The organism is Zhenhengia yiwuensis, from assembly GCF_014384995.1.
Taxonomy (GTDB): domain Bacteria; phylum Bacillota; class Clostridia; order Lachnospirales; family Cellulosilyticaceae; genus Zhenhengia; species Zhenhengia yiwuensis.
In genome coordinates this window covers 19450-35683 of the sequence record NZ_JACRSY010000024.1, presented here as the reverse complement: position 1 = coordinate 35683, position 16234 = coordinate 19450, and the positions used below count along the sequence as shown (strand labels likewise).

The window sequence follows — 16234 nt, the reverse complement described above, 5'->3', positions numbered from 1 at the left end:
AAGAAGAATAAAGGAGAAAGAGTATGTTTGATAGAGAAGCATATAATAAGAGAATTGAATGGTTTAAAGAAGCAAGGTTTGGGATGTTTATTCACTGGGGGCTCTATTCTATTCCTGCAAGGGGAGAATGGGTACGCTCAACAGAGCAGATGAGTATAGAAGATTATCAAGAGTACTTTGATGAATTTAATCCTGTAGACTACAATCCAAAAGAGTGGGCAAGAATGGCTAAAGAAGCAGGGATGAAATATGTCGTCCTGACTGCCAAACATCATGACGGTTTCTGTTTATTTGATAGCCAATATACAGAGTATAAGGCTACCAATACCAAAGCAGGGAGAGATTTAATCCGTGAGTATGTAGATGCGGTAAGAGCTGAAGGACTTAAGGTAGGACTATATTATTCTATCATTGACTGGCATCACCCAGATTTCCCTCATTATGGGGATAGACAGCATCCAATGCGTAATAATGAAGCCTATAAAGATGTCGTACATAACTTTGATAACTATCTTGACTATATGCATAAGCAAGTAAGAGAATTATGCACTAACTACGGTCAAATCGATTTACTTTGGTTTGACTTCTCTTATGACCATTTAAGAGGAGAGGCATGGCGTGCCACAGAACTTGTGAATATGATTCGTGAATTGCAGCCAAATGTCATCATGGACAATCGTCTTGAAGTAAGTGGGGAAGGATATGGCTCTTTAGCGACGAATAACCCACAAGTTTATTCAGGAGACTTTGTAAGCCCAGAGCAAATTATTCCATTAGAAGGTATTCGAGATGAGGCGGGTAGACCGGTTATGTGGGAAGCTTGTATTACAATGAATAATAACTGGGGATATAATGAACGTGATAAATTCTTTAAATCTCCAGATATGATTGTGAAGAAATTAGTAGAGTGTGTAAGTAAAGGGGGGAATATGATTCTTAATATAGGTCCTGATGCTAAAGGAAATGTACCACAAGAATCTGTAGATGTATTAAGACGTGTAGGGAAATGGATGAAAGGGAACCATTTAAGCATCTATGGCTGTGACAATTCAGGTATGGATAAACCAGAATATGGGCGTATTACGCGTAATGGTAATAAAATTTACTATCATGTTATGGAAAATCCTATTGGTTTCGTAGCATTACATGGACTTAAGAAAGAAGACATTAAAAAGATACGTTTACTTGCAACGGGAACAGAGCTTAAGATAGCAGATAGCTGGGTTACAAGTAATTATCCAGACGTAGTTTTTGTTTCTTTTGGGCCAAATCCTCAAATGCTAGATGACATAGATACAGTTATTGAGGTAGAATTAAAATAAATAATAAGAAATACTCGCAATTTAATTTTAAATTGTGAGTATTTTAGTATAGGGGAAGTTGGTAGAGTAGATAAAGGAGAACAAAATGTTTTTGAAAAAGCAAAGGCACATAAAAGAGACTACAGTCATTTGGTATAATGATGGAGCGTGTAATAGGAGTTATGATTTAGGAGATATTCCTATTAAGGAGGAGGTCATTATTCAAAAGAGCATTGACTTTTTTAGCGATCCAGATCCTTGCTATATTCATAGGGGAGCTGTAGTTGTAAGGTTAAATGAAGAGGTTATAAGGGCTATTAAAGATTGTCCTAAAGAAAAAGTGGAAGCAACTGATATAGAAGAAAGCATTTTAAACTCTATTGCATTAGAGCATATAACAGCTTTGAAAATAGAATATCAAGAAAGATAAATAAAAGCGCTCCTATTGTGAGCGCTTTTGTTCATTAGATTTATAGGTTAATGTAGCAACTGTATAAGCTAAAAGGATAGAAATAATAGATGCTCCGAGAATAGAGATCTTAGTAATATTAACAAGATTTGGTGCATTATTAAAGGCAATCTCTGATACAAAAATAGACATAGTAAAACCAATACCAGCAAGTAAAGAAACTGAGAAAACAGAAAGCCATGAAGCGTTTTTAGGTTTCTCGGTTAAGCCAAGGCGAGTAGCTAGTGTTGTAAAGAGCATAATGCCTAAAGGTTTACCTACAGTAAGACCTACTACAGTACCTAGGACTAAAGTGCTAGAGGAGCTAAGGTCTATATTGCTAGAAAAGATAATAGCTGTATTTACTAAGGCAAACAACGGTAGAATTAAAAAGTTGCAAAGTGGGCTTAGGCTGTGTTCTAAATGATGTGCCATAGATTCCTTCTCATCCTTAAAGGTGATAGTTGGAATAGTAAGGGCAAGTAATACACCACTAATGGTAGCATGTACCCCACTTAAGTAGATGAAAAACCACATAATGAGTCCTACGAGCATATAAGGTGCCACTTTATTGACCTTAAAAATTTTATTCATAGCCATAAGTACGCCTACTAATAAGAGTGCAATACTTAAGCTTATAAAGTTAATATCAGAAGAATAGAGAAGGCCGATGACTAAAATAGAAATAAGGTCGTCTACTACAGCTAGAGATAATAAGAAGATTTTAAGGGACGGATTGAATTTTTTTCTAAAGAGCATAAATACCCCAACAGCAAAGGCAATATCTGTAGAAATAGGTACGCCTACACCTTGGATAAAAGGTGTACCAAGGTTAAAAAGGGTGAAAATAAGTGCAGGAATCATAACACCGCCTAAAGCTGCAATGACAGGGAATGAAGCTTTTTTTATGCTACATAAATTTCCATAAAGCATTTCATGTTTAATTTCGAGCCCTACAGATAAGAAGAAGATTGCCATTAGAAAATCGTTAACGAGCATATGTAAATTGAAATTACCTAATAGGTCAACTTCACTTAAAAGATAATGATAAGCTTTACCTAAAGGGCTATTTGCAATAAATAAAGAGATAAGTGTTGCCCCCATAAGAAGTAAGCCTGGGAAACACCTCTGAGTGACTTAATTTTTTTATAGATATAAAGTGTGATTTATGAGTTAGTGTATGTGCCATGATGATACTCCTTGTTGTGTACATTTACTGTCAGTCCACAATACTACTCCTGTAAAAAGTTAAAGTCAATAGAAATTAAAATAAAAAATAATTGCAATGAAATCATAAAAAATCTAAAAGAAATAGATAAATAACGTTTAGAAATCAAAAAAGATTTGAAAATACATAAGAACAAAAAAGTTAAATAGGATAAAGAGATAAGAATATAAAGGGTATATAAAAAGTTTAAAAAAATAAAATATTTAAATTTATGCATAATGGAATTGTACCTTGGTCAATAATTTTACCTAGCTTAGGGTAGGGAAAATAAAAATAAAATTAAATTAAATGAATCATAATTCATAAAAAGCGATAGAAAGCCAAAGGGTTCTATTGGTTTTAAGGAAAAAATAATCATGCTATTTTCAAATATAAGAGCGGCTCCCAATAGAAATATAAGAGCTAATAAAAGATAAAGAAATAAAGAATAAAAAGAGAGAAGTCTGTACAGTATTTAAGATGCAATCGTTGTCAGACAGTCATTGAGAATGACTTCAAGTTGTCTAGGTTTGAATATTTATCGGCAGAACAGCTGTATTTTATTGAGACTTTTATTAGGTGTAGGGGGAGAAGATTCAGAAGGTAAAGGAGTAACCCTTATCGTTTAATCAAGAAGTGACTGTACAAGTTTTTCTATAAAAGGTATAGTATAAAGGTAGAACTTTTATAGAAGGAGTTTAAGCACTATGGAAAATAACAAACAAATCATAGATGAAACAAAAGAAGTACAGCCTATCTCTTATGATGAAGCTTTTCAAAAGTTAGGTGCATTTATCTTAAAATCAAGAAAAGAAGAAGCTCAAAAAGCAGAAGAAAATAAAGAAACAAATAAATAGTGCAGAGAATATGCTACCTTTCCATATATATAGGGTATATATATGGAAAGGTAGCATAATTATTTTAGTGTTACTATTATAGAATTTTATTGCTAAATACATCATAAAATGATACCATTAACAAAGAAAATAAAAACTGGTTCGAGAACCTCCCAGTATAAAAAACTAAGGTATTTATAGCGTGACACTATAGTCGTATCCTTAGATACGATTTTTTATTGGAAAAAAATCGTATGGTTCTCCTTATATTACATCTTTAAGGAGGAAAAGATATGAAGCAAGACAAAACAAAACAAGAGGTAAGTACGAGAGCACTTACGTTGGTAGCACTAGGTATTACCATGAATATGGTAGGAGGATTTATAGCCTTGCAGTTTAAACTGCCTATTTATTTAGATGCCATAGGTACACTGATGGTTGCTAGCTTACTAGGCCCTAAGTATGCCCTATTAGCAGGTATAGGAAGTAATTTGGTAGGAGGATTTACAACAGATCCTTATGCACTTTATTTTATACCATCACAAATAGCAACAGGATTTATTGCGGGGCTTATGTATGAGAAAGGCATGCTACAAGGCAAAAAGACACCATTGGGTGCTTTAATCATCACTATACCAACCTCATTTATTAGCGCATGTATTGCCGCTTATGTATTTGGAGGTATTACATCCTCAGGATCATCTTATATCGTTCAGATTTTAAAGGTATTAGGTGTGCCCGATGTGATAAGTGTATTTAGTACGCAGGTGTTAACAGATTACATAGATAAGTTAACTGGTGTATTTTTAGTAGCTGCAGTACTTAGAGTATGTCCTAAGTCTTTTAAAGCACGAATTCGCCATATGAGTTAAATAGAGAAAAGAGCTATGACTTCTTAGATTAAGGAGTAATAGCTCTTTTATTTTGTCATAATAAGCTTAAAAGTTAGTTATTCATAAGGAGTGTTAATATGAAAAGATATTTAGTACTGAGTTTAATGCTTGTGATAAGTTTTCATTCAATAACGACTTATGCTAGGCCTTTAAGTCATAGCCAAAAGATAAGCTGTCCATCGGAATGTGCAAAGCAGTCTCAGTTTAAGATTGATATACAGTATAAAGACTTAGATAACACCATTAAGAATAAAGATGGTGTGGTTATGCTTGTGGTAGAGGGGAATAGCCCAGTAGTCACTATAGAAAATAATAAGAAAGCTACATGTGATATAAATGATTTCTATGAAGGAAAAGAGAAGGCCTTCGAAAAGATGGAGAAACAATATGTCAAAATGGCCAAAAAGGATTATAGTGCACGGACTAAAGAGAGTAAGAAATACTGGGCAGGATATAGTTTAAGCAGGATTTATACTACAGGAAGAGTAGATAATAAGGTCATCAGTTTTATTCAAAATAATAATGAATATACGGGTGGCGCACACCCTAATGCAACAAGATTTGCGCAGAATTTCAATCCTTGTACAGGCATGCGTCTAACATTAAAGGATATTACTAAAGATGAGTGTAAAGCAAGGGAAGTCATTCACGCCTATATATTAAAAGCCGTTCAAAAAGCAGCGTATAAAGATTATTTATCTGAGGATTATGAAGCACATATAAAAGATATTCTGACAGAAGACACTTGGTATTTTTCTGACCAAGGACTTGTTATTATTAGTAATGAGTATATTATTACACCACATGCAGTAGGCATATTGGAATTTACCATTCCTTATAATGAACTTACCTTTATTAAACCATGCTATCTTCCTTAAAGGATAAGTTATACACTAAAAGTGGGGAAGAATGAATGTAACGGTGACTAACTTAAGAAAAAAATATAAGAATTGTGGATAATTTTATATACAAATTATAGAAAAGATAAAATAAACTTAAATTCTAGGAGATAAAAGGGACACTTCATATAGGAGTGTCTCTTTGCAAATACAGTTATTACATTGAATACTTTAATTGCTATTTTATTTTTACACCGTTTAGGATTGATAATTGACTGTGGTAAACATGCCGCCCACAGGAGGTGTCCCGTTATTAGTAACATGATGTGGCATATGGCAGTGGAAAGGCCAAATGCCTTCATTATTGGCTAGAAAACGAATATCCCATGTCTCACCAGAAGCTACAAGTATAGTATTTTTATAAATCTGAGTGTCTCTTGCAATGGGGAAACCATCAGCACCTACCACTTGAAATTGATGACCATGAAGGTGCATAGGATGATGATGCATTTGAATATTGCCAAAGCGTACTCTAACTGTATCACCATATTCTACAGGGAGAGGCTTCGTATCAGGGTAGCATTTGCCATTAATGGTGAAAAAGTTAAATTCAGGTTTTACAAAGGTTAAATCATAAGTACCTTTCGTTAAGTCTCCCCAAGGCAATGCACCGATAGCCCATTCTTGAAGAAGACAGAGATAATCTTTATATTTCTTACGATTTTGCATACGTGGATCTTCTACAATAAGGCCGCCAAGAAGACCAGCATTATCTTGTATAGATACATTGACATGGGAATGATACATATAAGTACCAGGTGGATTATTAATGGTAAAGGTATAATCGAAATATTCTCCAGGCTCAATATAAGGAGAGGGCTCAATAGGAGGAACACCATCCATAATATTAGGGACCTCTAAGCCATGCCAGTGCACACTTGTTCTTTCAGGTAAATGATTAATAACCCTGATACATACTCTGTCTCCTGGGAAAACACGTATAGTAGGTCCTGGCGTAGAACCATTATAGCCCCATGCTTTTACAAAAATCCCATCAACTAATTCCCATACAATTTCTTCTGCAATTAAAGTAAAATATTTAATACCCTCATCATAGGTATAAGGTAAATCTTTAATACCTGGCGTAATAACCATAGAAAGCCTCCTAAATTCTATCTGTATAAATATATTAAAAAGGAGAGAAGTATATGCAGGGATATAAAGCGGGTTATCCAGCTGATGGGATGTATCATTTTTAGAAAAGTAGATCAATAGAAAAGGTGTATCCTATGTTTTAAGAGAGGATACACCTTTTTCATTAATCTCTTGATGCAATCTTAGAGATTAGCTGTAAAATTTCAATATATAACCAAATAATTGTTACAAGAAGGCCAAAAGCAAAGTACCATTCCATATACTTAGGGAGACCATACTCACTGCCAAGTGCAATATTATCATAATCTACAATAAGGTTAGCAATCGCAATACCTACCACGAGAAGGCTAAAGCCAATACCTACTAAATTATTACCCCAGAAAATAAAGGGGATACCGAAAAGGCTAAACACTAAGCCAATAAGAGATACACCTACAACAGATAGGGTTGCAATCATAACACCCTTACGGATGCGACCACCTACACTAGGATCTTGTTTATAAAGAGCAAGTGTTAGTACAACAGCAAGTAGTGTAAGGAGCATAGTACGGATAATAATGCCTGGGAAGTAAAGCTCAAATACTAGTGAGATACTACCGATTAAGAGTCCTTCAAATACTGCATAGATAATGCTTGTAGTTTTAGAGAGCTGAGGTTTAAAACTCGTTACTAAGGCAAGTACTAAAGCACCAATAGAGCCAAAGGTAGATAAACCATAGGCTGTGCTAAAAGAACCTGTACTATAAAGGTTCATGATACATAATACAAATGAGAAAATACTAATAAGTGTCGTAATACCAACTAATAAAAAGGTCTTATTACGAGTTCCTTTGATACTCATAACAGGTCCATCATAGGCATTAGCCTGTGAAAAACCTTTTCTAATCATTGGATTAGAACGCATACAATCACTCCTTTCATAATACTTTCAGTATACTATGTTTTAAGGGATGGGAACAAGTATAACTTAAGCATATAATTAGCATTTTCATCAGCTAAAAGAAGTTACTAATAAGCTTTAGGCAGACGAGATGAAAAGGCTTGTGCATATATTAAAATAATGTGATAATAAGTAAAAATGTACTTATGGAGAAATCTATAAGTATATTTTTTTAGTTTATCAAGTAATAAGGAGTTTATATGAACTATCTTTCAAAGTTTATGGTTAAAATTAATAATCAGCTTATTATTACAATAATTGTGGTTATCATCCTGACCCTTGGCATGTTTGGGATTGTACTACCTATGAGTATTAAATACCTGGTTAATCATAAAATGTATCATATTTTATTAGAGGAACAGCAGGCTTTTATTCAGGAAGAAGAAGCTTATAGGGAAGGGCCTATTACAGATGTGTATCATTATACCGTTTTAGATAACGAATCCCTTTATGAGGAAGAACAGCTTGACCCGGAAATTTTACATCATCTTATGATGTATCCTGAGTTTTTTAAAGGAATAAAAGGAGAAGGGACAAAAGCGGAACAAGTGGTAAGTTTCCACATGTATAAGACTCCAAATGAACATATTTATTATCTTATTAATAAGATTAGGCCAGGAGAGATGCTCGTTTCCTATAAGGTGGATAATACGAGTGAAGTACTTGCTCATGAGCTACTTCTGAACACATTAAGCATTGCTGTATTTATTTTTATTTTAATTTTAATTGTATTTTTAAAGTGGACAAGTAGACTTATTAATAACTTAAAAGATATACAAGGGGTATTAGATACGATAGAGGGAGATAATTTAAGAAATGCTATACCCACTAATAACTATACGGAAGAGTTTCAGGAAGTCATGTGTTCTTTAGATAGAATGAGAAAAAGGTTATGTGAGGAAGAAGAGGCTAAACAGCAAATGTTACATAATATTTCCCATGACTTAAAGACGCCTCTTGCTGTTATTAAAAACTATGCGGAGGGCATTATAGATGGTGTTTATCCTTATGGCACAGTAGAGGAGACAGCTCACATTATTTACAATCATGCAGAACGTTTAGAGAAAAAGGTACAGGGCCTTCTTTATCTAAATCGTTTAGAGTATTTTAGGGGGATACATGAAGCACCTCAGTGGTTTGAGATGGGGCTTTTGGTACAAGAAGTTGTAAGTTACATGAAAGATTATGAGGGAAGGCAGACAATAGAAGTTGATACAGACCAGTCTGAATTTAAGGGAGACCCTGAAAAATGGCGTATTGTCCTTGAAAATCTTATAGATAATGCTAAACGCTATGCTAAGCATAAGATATGCATCAGAGTTGAGCAGGATAGCTTATCTATTTATAATGACGGAGAACCTATTTCTATAGAACTACAGACAAAGATCTTCCAGCCTTTTGAAAAGGGTGCGGATGGAGTAACAGGTTTAGGACTAGCTATTGTAAAGAAAACAGTTGAGCTCTATAACTATGAAATTACAGTCCGCAATGAGGAAAAAGGTGTTACTTTTATTATTTTGTAAATCCCATAATTATGCCGTATTTCATGTGTAATTATCCCATATTATCTTGTTACTATAAATCTACTAGGTAATTTAAGGAGGATTTATGGACAAGATTTATAGGGTGCAGGGCATGACCTGTCAAAATTGTAAACAGAAAATTGAAAAGAAGCTATCAAGACGTAAGGGGATTTGGCGTGCAGAAGTGAATCTTAAAACTAAAATGCTTTATTTAAGCTATGATGAGGAAGTTATTTCACTTACTGTTATTAAAGAGTTGCTTGCAGATATGGGCTATGAATTAGAAGAAGCGGAAGAAAACCGTGAAAAGCAAAAAGTATTGTTATATCTTGGGGTAGCAGCTGTTTTCTTCTTATTATTAAATGAAATCATGCCGGACTTCTCATTACTTTTAACACAAGGTAGCAAGGTAAGTATCATTATGCTCTTTATTATAGGTATTACAACTTCTTTCCACTGCATATCCATGTGTGGAGGAATTGCACTTTCACAAGTGGTAGCAGATAAAAGTAATTTTAAACGAAACCTCATGTATAATGCAGGGAGAGTGATATCTTATACTGTATTAGGTGGGCTTGTTGGGTTTATTGGTTCAGGAATTACATTGGGCAATAGGGTATTTGCCATTGTCCCAATTATTTTAGGTGTCTTTATGATTATGATGGGGCTTAATAATGCCGGACTTCTTTCTTTAGAAAGCATGCCGTTTATGCAGAAAATCAACTTTAAGCTGGCTGCTTTAAGAGGGAAATTAGGTACAGATAAAGGTCCGTTTGTACTGGGACTTTTAAATGGACTTATGCCATGTGGACCACTTCAACTCATGCAGATTTATGCTTTAAGTACAGGAAGCTTTATGGCAGGAGCCTTATCTATGTTTGCTTTTAGTTTAGGGACTGTACCACTTATGTTAGGATTAGGACTTTTTATTAATAAATTATCCATTAAATCAAAAGTATTTGTTTACAAAATGGGTGGTTACTTGATTTTATTATTAGGTATCAGTATGATGATGAATGGGTTTAGTACACTAGGCATAAGCACAGGTCTAGGAGGGAGCAGTCAAAATGTATCTAAGGGTAATAGTGGTATCCGTATGGAGAATGGTTACCAAGTAATTGAGGTGGATGTGGTAGGTAGACGCTACCAAGATATTGTTGTTCAAAAAGGAATACCTGTAAGAATGATTATGAATGTAGCTCCAGGTGCGCTTACAAGTTGTAACTATGCTATTAATATACCAGAATATGAGATTTTTGGTGCCCTTCAAGAAGGGAAGAATTTAATAGAATTTAATCCAGATGAAGCAGGCACTTTTATGTATTCATGTTGGATGGGGATGATTCGTAATACCATTACCGTTGTAGATGGGCCGGTAGAAGATTATGAAGTGCCACGCTCATCAGAGGGTAATACTTTCTCAAATCTTGGATTTGGAGGTGGCTTTACCTGCCACTAAAAGAACATAAAAGATAGGAGGCTGACCATGATTACAATAGGCATTGTTGAAGATGAGACCAACCTAAGAGATATTGTAAAAGGCTACTTAGAAAAAGAAGGCTATAAAGTTTATGCCTTTCCATCGGCAGAAGAGGCAAGGGACTACTTAGATTATGAAATTCATTTATGGATACTAGATATTATGCTACCAGGGCAAAATGGCTTTGACTTTATGGAAGATGTTAAGGCGAAAAGTCCACAGGTTCCTGTCATTTTCATTTCGGCTAGAGATCAAACTTTTGACCGCATACTAGGCCTTGAAAAAGGCGGTGAAGATTATGTGACTAAACCTTTTTCGACTAAAGAATTGATGCTAAGAGTAAAGCGCATATTAGAACGTTGTTATGGAGAGGATGAAGTGGCCACCATTGCTGACTATCAAATAGAATTTAATACTCATAAAGTTTATGATGAGGGAGAGCCTTTGGAACTTTCTAATAGGGAATATAAACTTCTTTGTCTACTTTATAAAAATTTAGGACGACCTTTTACAAGGGATGAAATTCTTAATCATGTATGGGAGCAAGGTTACTTTGGTAATGACCGTGTAGTAGATGATTTGGTACGCAGATTACGTAAAAAAATGCCTCGTCTAAAGATGGAGACCATATATGGATATGGCTATAGATTAGAGTGCTAAGACATAGAAAGTAAAATTTATAAATAGAAAATAATAATTGACCACTTGGTTTGTTTAAGAGTAGAATAGAAACAAACTAAGTGGTTTGTTTTTTGAAAGGATGGTTAAATGAAGAGAGAAGAGAAAAGTGAAAATAGTAAAGAAAGGATTATTAAAGCAGCTTTAGAAGAATTTGGACAAAATGGCTATGTAGCAGCTTCTACAAATAATATGTGTAAAAATCATGATATTTCAAAGGGGCTCTTATTCCATCACTACAAAAATAAAGATGAGTTATTCCTAGTATGTGTCAGCAAATGCTTTGAGGCGTTAGCACAATATTTGAAGGAAAATTTGCCAGAGAATGTAGAGGATGCCAAAGAGGGGCTAAACAAGTACTTTGAGGCTAGATTTGAATTTTTTAAAGCTAACCCCTTTTATGAGCAAATCTTTTACACAGCAGTCATCAATACACCGAGCCATCTAAAAGATGCAGTTGCAGAACGTAGGGAAGCCATTAATGCTTTCAATAGGCATTATCTAACTAAGCTTTTAGATTATGTGGTTTTAAAGGAAGACTATGAAAAGTCTAGTATTATAGAGCTTCTTAGTGATATGAGCCATTATATTCATATGAAATATAAAGGAAGTTGTTTAGAAAACCCAGAAGAAAAGCATCAAATCGTGATGCAGCATAGCAAGGATATAAAAGATATGATTCTAATACTCTTTTATGGGATTGTAAAATAAAATAAGAAAGAAGGAGTAGTCATGTTAAAAGGTATATTACTTTTAATTTGTTTTATAGGAATAGCTTTTATAGCAGGGAAATTAGTAGCAAGAGTAAAGCTACCAGCTATATTAGGCTGGTTAGTAGCAGGTATGATCATAGGCCCTCATGCATTAGGGTGGTTTAATGATGAAATAATGAATAATAATTGGTTCCATATACTGATTAATATTGGGGAAGTTTCTGTAGGTCTATTAATAGGAACAGAACTTATATGGAAAGATTTAAAGCAGTCAGGAAAGCAGATTATAACCATATGTGTAACAGAAGCATTAGGGACTTTTTTAGTAGTAACATGTGCATTTGGGCTCATCTTTAGTTTCATGGGGATTCCATTATACTTAGCAGTTGTATTTGGAGCTATTGCACTAGCGACAGCACCGGCACCATCTATCTCTATTGTTAATGAATATAAAACAAAGGGGCCTGTAACAAAGGCACTTATTCCTTTAGCGGCATTAGATGATATTATTGCCTTAGTTGTATTCTTCTTAGTCATAGGGGTAGTATCTAGTATGATTTCTGATGTGCGAATTCCTCTTTATTTTGTACCTCTTATGATTGTGATTCCAGTCCTTATTGGTGGGGTGACAGGTTTTATCGCGGGTCATATTTTAAAGAGAGAAATGTCTAAGAGGATGACATTATTAAGTACGATGGTATGTATGTGTGTAACAGCAGCAGTAGGAATTTTTGTAAATAATTATATCATGCCTAAACCAGTTCTCAATCTTATGATAGTAGGTGTTGCATTCGCAGCAACATTTGCTAATATGATGCCGAAAGAACGTGTAGAGGACATTATGAAAACGAATATGCCTGTTATTGGCCTCTTTATGATTATAGTTGTTTTAAATTTAGGTGCACCATTAGATTATCATCTTATACTAGGAGCAGGTGTATTTACAGTTATTTATATTGTGGCACGTGCCCTAGGAAAGATAGGAGGAGCTTATACAGGAGCGGTTTTATCCAAGGCACCTAAAACAGTTAAGAGATATTTAGGTCTTACACTACTTCCTCATTCAGGTGTATCACTTATTTTTACAGGCTCAGCAGTAAATGTGCTTATAGGGCCTGACCCAGAAAGTGCAACCATTATTCAAGGAACCATTGCAGCAGCAGCTGTTATTAATGAAATCATTGCAGTCTTTCTAGCTAAACAGGCCTTTAAAGCAGCAGGTGAAATAGATGGAGTAGGAGATGTAGTTCTAGAAGACAAGGAAGCAGCTGGTATATACAATTAGATAAAAACAAACCATTCAGAGAAAGGACTATTTGTTGCGGAAAACGTAAACTATGGGAAGTTATGTGAGATTAATAAAGTAATAGAATTTCTATAATCCCACAGGAGGAGGTACCTTGATTTTCACAATTATGAAAGCTACTATGAGGCTAATAAGCCAAAAGGAGCTGGATAGATGAAAGTCAAGATGGTATGTCAAAGAGACTATGAAACAAGCGAGGTAGAGCTTCCTATGTCTGAAGAGGCATTACTTAAAATACAGGGAAGTGTCTTAGACCGTAATACTAAAGGCTATATAACAGGGGATGAAATGAAGTATTATAATGAGAAAGGTGAAGAAATAGAAAATATTTTTTTGCTCAATAGACAGTTGCAGCAGTGAAGCTACAATGCCTAAAATGATTTTCAAGTTTGACCTTAGGATAGGGATTAGAGGCGGCATGCATATAAGTAATAAAAACTTATGAATAAGCACATAACAAATAGGAATAAGCATTTTTAAAAAAGGAGGTATAAAGATGAATAGGTTTGAAGAAGAAGATGATGGTTTGCCATTAGGTCTTACAATGCAGCTGGCTGAAGATGTAGATGCTATGAGTTATTTTGCTACATTACCTAAAGTACAGCAAGAACATTTGATTCAATATATTAAAGAGGCGAGCACGGGAGATGAAGCCAAAAGACGTATTGATGAAGTGGTAGAGATTTGTCATAATCGTCAAAGTTTTTATTAAAATAAAAAGAGACAGTCCTTTTTTATGGAAAGCGACTGTCTCTTTTTGGGAATTAAAGTTTACCTTTAAATAAAAATGTATTATAGTTAAGTTATACAAATACATAAGATAAAGAAAGGATCAGACAAATGATCAATAGGAAATGGATGAAAATAGCAGGAGGTATTGCTCTAACTTTAACTTTATCTCTTCAGGCTAGTAATTATATTATTCTAGATGACAGCCTAGTTTTCCCGTTTGAAAGAAAAGATGGATTTTTTGTAAGTCCCGTACAATGTAAGACAGAACTTTTAGCACCTTTTGATGAATTAAGGGGAAGTTATAGACACGAGGGGATTGATTTAGAAGTTGAATTTGGTACACCACTTTATGCAATTGAAGATGGTAAGATTATTAAAGCAGCACCGGATTCAAAGGGAGTAGATGCAGGTGGTGGACATATGGTCTTTATTGATCATGGCAATGGGGTTCAATCACGTTATATGCATTTAAGTACCTATACAGTACGCACAGGGGATGAGGTTAAAGCAGGCGATGTTATAGGTTTTTCAGGAGATAGTGGTGATGCCACAAAAGCCTTATTACATTATGAACTAAGAGTAGATGATGTACCTGTCGACCCAACGTTTATACTGGAAAGTAACGATATGTTTGGTATGGAAGAAATACCTTTTCTAGTTCCCCAAACTTGATGATAAAAGAATAGGAACAATGAACGGATTCAGTTCATTAGCCGTAATAGGCATTCCTGGAATAATTTCATTACAACAGCCTTCTACACAAAAAGAAGGCGTTTTTAATTGCTTTAATTGTTCTATAAGAGGTATAAAACAATTATTACAGTCATCCCAGTAATTAATGAAACGTGGTGCATTTGCGGGGGATGAGGCTGTAAGAAGTCCCATATAAGTTGTGGCAGCAAGGAGACTGGTTGCACTATTGCAAGAGGTAAAGTAAGTATTAAAGTTGAAGATAGGCAAATACAGGGTTGCTGTATAACGTGCAAGAGCAGTTGTAATGGTTTCAAGCAGTCTTACTACTTCTTCATCACGTGTTCTAAAATTTTCTTGGTTAATATCAATGGTTATGCAGGTTTCAGTATGGGTCGTCCCCTTGCTATTGGTGCATTGGTTGGTTTGCGTATCAGAACAGTTATCATTACATGTTTCACTACGTGAATTATTACAGGCCTCATTGTTACTTTTAGTGAAGTTAGCTGAATCTGAAGGTTTAAAAAAAGTAGAGAAAGAATCTGTAGTATTTTGGGATACAGTTGTAGAACAGGAGTTGCCGTTAGACTTAGTTAGTGTATGAGTATCAAGGCAAGTATGGTTGCAATTAGTAGTATGTGTGCAGTTATTATGTTTATGATGCTGTATATTATGGTTAATATCAGTAAAAGGAAAAAGGTCGGTATGGAGGCCTAGTAAAGTTATTTGTTCTTGTCTATAACATTCAAGTGTTATAGGATTTGCTATAAGAATAAGCGTATAAGAAGCTCCCTTCATAGATTGTACAAAAGCGGATAAAAGGGGCGTACTGCAAGTAATAGAATCAGGTAAGCTAGGTGTAAATGTGGCAGAAGAGACAGAACAAAGAGTAGAAAGGTCTATAAAATCAGTGTATTCTATATATTCATACTGAAGTGTGGGGTCCAATTTCATTAATCCGGCTATAATAAGGTCTAGAGCAATACAAAGATTATGAAGTGATCTAAGACCAATATAGGGGGTAATGGTAGTAGGTGAAACATCCAGTATATAATAAAGAGTTGTTTGCAATCTATGTAAAGCACTTAAAGTATAGGCAAAGCTTGAAAGATCTGAAGAAGAACAGATAAAGCTTGTAATTTCAATAAGTTTAAAACATTTTGGGTCTAGTTTATCATTTGAAGCTAATGAAGAGCAGTTTGAAAGCCTATTTAGATGAGGCTTAAAAAGCAGTTGATTGGCTGTGCACAGAGCTTGTTGGAGCTTAGAACAGTCTATAGGAGTCATATTATAACTGTGCTCCTTTCTATAGTACTATCACTATTAATCTATGCGAAAGTATAAAGGTTTATTTTAAAATGATAAAAATGACAGGGAAAAGGCTAACACATAGTGAAGAATTTATGTGTTAGCCTTTTGGGGGGTAATGCTAATATTTGAGTTTTTGGGGCAAAACTCGTTTTAATAGTAATGTTGCAAATGATAGTGGAAAT

Annotated in this window: 16 protein-coding genes, 2 pseudogenes and 1 riboswitch; of the genes and pseudogenes, 14 read left to right on the top strand and 4 right to left on the bottom strand. The window is 34.6% G+C overall.

Going from position 1 to position 16234, the window contains the following annotated elements; genetic code table 11:
• Positions 1-23 precede the first annotated feature (23 nt).
• Together H8718_RS14030 and H8718_RS14025 are read left to right on the top strand one after the other, a co-directional pair.
• The gene (locus H8718_RS14030; RefSeq protein ID WP_249333360.1) at positions 24-1322 is read left to right on the top strand and encodes an alpha-L-fucosidase; all 1299 of its coding nucleotides are present in this window, start codon (positions 24-26) and stop codon (positions 1320-1322) included.
• 85 nt (positions 1323-1407) lie between these two features.
• Positions 1408-1731 carry a hypothetical protein gene (locus H8718_RS14025; RefSeq protein ID WP_249333359.1) on the top strand — a complete coding sequence of 108 codons (324 nt, stop codon included), beginning with the start codon at positions 1408-1410 and terminating at the stop codon, positions 1729-1731.
• Positions 1732-1743: 12 nt separating this feature from the next.
• On the opposite strand, the pseudogene nhaA reads toward H8718_RS14025, so the two are convergent.
• A pseudogene (gene nhaA, locus H8718_RS14020) lies at positions 1744-2862 on the bottom strand (Na+/H+ antiporter NhaA); the annotation flags it as partial.
• Between the two features lie 542 nt (positions 2863-3404).
• On the opposite strand from nhaA, the pseudogene H8718_RS20980 reads away from it, so the two are divergent.
• The 4 genes and pseudogenes from H8718_RS20980 to H8718_RS14000 form a co-directional block, all read left to right on the top strand.
• A pseudogene (locus H8718_RS20980) lies at positions 3405-3545 on the top strand (DUF2089-like zinc ribbon domain-containing protein); the annotation flags it as partial.
• A 118-nt stretch (positions 3546-3663) separates the two neighbouring features.
• Positions 3664-3813: a hypothetical protein gene (locus H8718_RS14010; RefSeq protein WP_177671047.1), complete on the top strand. Its 150-nt coding sequence runs from the start codon at positions 3664-3666 to the stop codon at positions 3811-3813.
• Between the two features lie 130 nt (positions 3814-3943).
• A riboswitch (PreQ1 riboswitch) is annotated at positions 3944-3988 on the top strand.
• A 97-nt stretch (positions 3989-4085) separates the two neighbouring features.
• Positions 4086-4664 carry an ECF transporter S component gene (locus H8718_RS14005; protein ID WP_177671046.1) on the top strand — a complete coding sequence of 193 codons (579 nt, stop codon included), beginning with the start codon at positions 4086-4088 and terminating at the stop codon, positions 4662-4664.
• Between the two features lie 98 nt (positions 4665-4762).
• The gene (locus tag H8718_RS14000) at positions 4763-5563 is read left to right on the top strand and encodes a DUF3298 and DUF4163 domain-containing protein (RefSeq protein WP_249333357.1); all 801 of its coding nucleotides are present in this window, start codon (positions 4763-4765) and stop codon (positions 5561-5563) included.
• A 219-nt stretch (positions 5564-5782) separates the two neighbouring features.
• Here H8718_RS14000 and H8718_RS13995 read toward each other — a convergent pair whose 3' ends face one another.
• Both H8718_RS13995 and H8718_RS13990 read right to left on the bottom strand, forming a co-directional pair.
• Positions 5783-6679: a copper oxidase gene (locus tag H8718_RS13995; RefSeq protein ID WP_249333356.1), complete on the bottom strand. Its 897-nt coding sequence runs from the start codon at positions 6677-6679 to the stop codon at positions 5783-5785.
• 163 nt (positions 6680-6842) lie between these two features.
• Positions 6843-7583: a Bax inhibitor-1/YccA family protein gene (locus tag H8718_RS13990; protein WP_177671043.1), complete on the bottom strand. Its 741-nt coding sequence runs from the start codon at positions 7581-7583 to the stop codon at positions 6843-6845.
• Positions 7584-7819: 236 nt separating this feature from the next.
• Here H8718_RS13990 and H8718_RS13985 point away from each other — a divergent pair, with 236 nt between their 5' ends.
• From H8718_RS13985 to H8718_RS13950, 8 genes are all read left to right on the top strand, one after another.
• Complete coding sequence (locus tag H8718_RS13985; RefSeq protein ID WP_249333355.1) at positions 7820-9142, top strand: sensor histidine kinase; 1323 nt, start codon at positions 7820-7822, stop codon at positions 9140-9142.
• A gap of 85 nt (positions 9143-9227) precedes the next feature.
• Positions 9228-10601, top strand: a complete 1374-nt coding sequence (locus tag H8718_RS13980) for an urease accessory protein UreH domain-containing protein (RefSeq protein ID WP_249333354.1) — start codon at positions 9228-9230, stop codon at positions 10599-10601.
• A gap of 27 nt (positions 10602-10628) precedes the next feature.
• The gene (locus H8718_RS13975; protein ID WP_249333353.1) at positions 10629-11282 is read left to right on the top strand and encodes a response regulator transcription factor; all 654 of its coding nucleotides are present in this window, start codon (positions 10629-10631) and stop codon (positions 11280-11282) included.
• Positions 11283-11390: 108 nt separating this feature from the next.
• Complete coding sequence (locus H8718_RS13970; protein WP_249333352.1) at positions 11391-12011, top strand: TetR/AcrR family transcriptional regulator; 621 nt, start codon at positions 11391-11393, stop codon at positions 12009-12011.
• A 21-nt stretch (positions 12012-12032) separates the two neighbouring features.
• On the top strand, positions 12033-13298 hold the full coding sequence (locus H8718_RS13965; protein WP_249333351.1) for a cation:proton antiporter: 1266 nt from the start codon (positions 12033-12035) through the stop codon (positions 13296-13298).
• 174 nt (positions 13299-13472) lie between these two features.
• Positions 13473-13679 (top strand): hypothetical protein, encoded by a 207-nt coding sequence (locus H8718_RS13960; RefSeq protein ID WP_249333350.1) that lies wholly within the window; start codon positions 13473-13475, stop codon positions 13677-13679.
• A gap of 136 nt (positions 13680-13815) precedes the next feature.
• Positions 13816-14031: a YdeI/OmpD-associated family protein gene (locus H8718_RS13955; RefSeq protein WP_249333349.1), complete on the top strand. Its 216-nt coding sequence runs from the start codon at positions 13816-13818 to the stop codon at positions 14029-14031.
• A gap of 128 nt (positions 14032-14159) precedes the next feature.
• Entirely contained in the window at positions 14160-14723 is a 564-nt protein-coding gene (locus tag H8718_RS13950; protein ID WP_177671034.1) for a M23 family metallopeptidase, read from the top strand.
• Here H8718_RS13950 and H8718_RS13945 read toward each other — a convergent pair.
• A complete protein-coding gene (locus H8718_RS13945) occupies positions 14706-16028 on the bottom strand; it encodes a hypothetical protein (protein ID WP_249333348.1) in 1323 nt (440 codons plus the stop codon). The genes H8718_RS13950 and H8718_RS13945 overlap by 18 nt on opposite strands.
• Between the last annotated feature and the right edge of the window lie 206 nt (positions 16029-16234).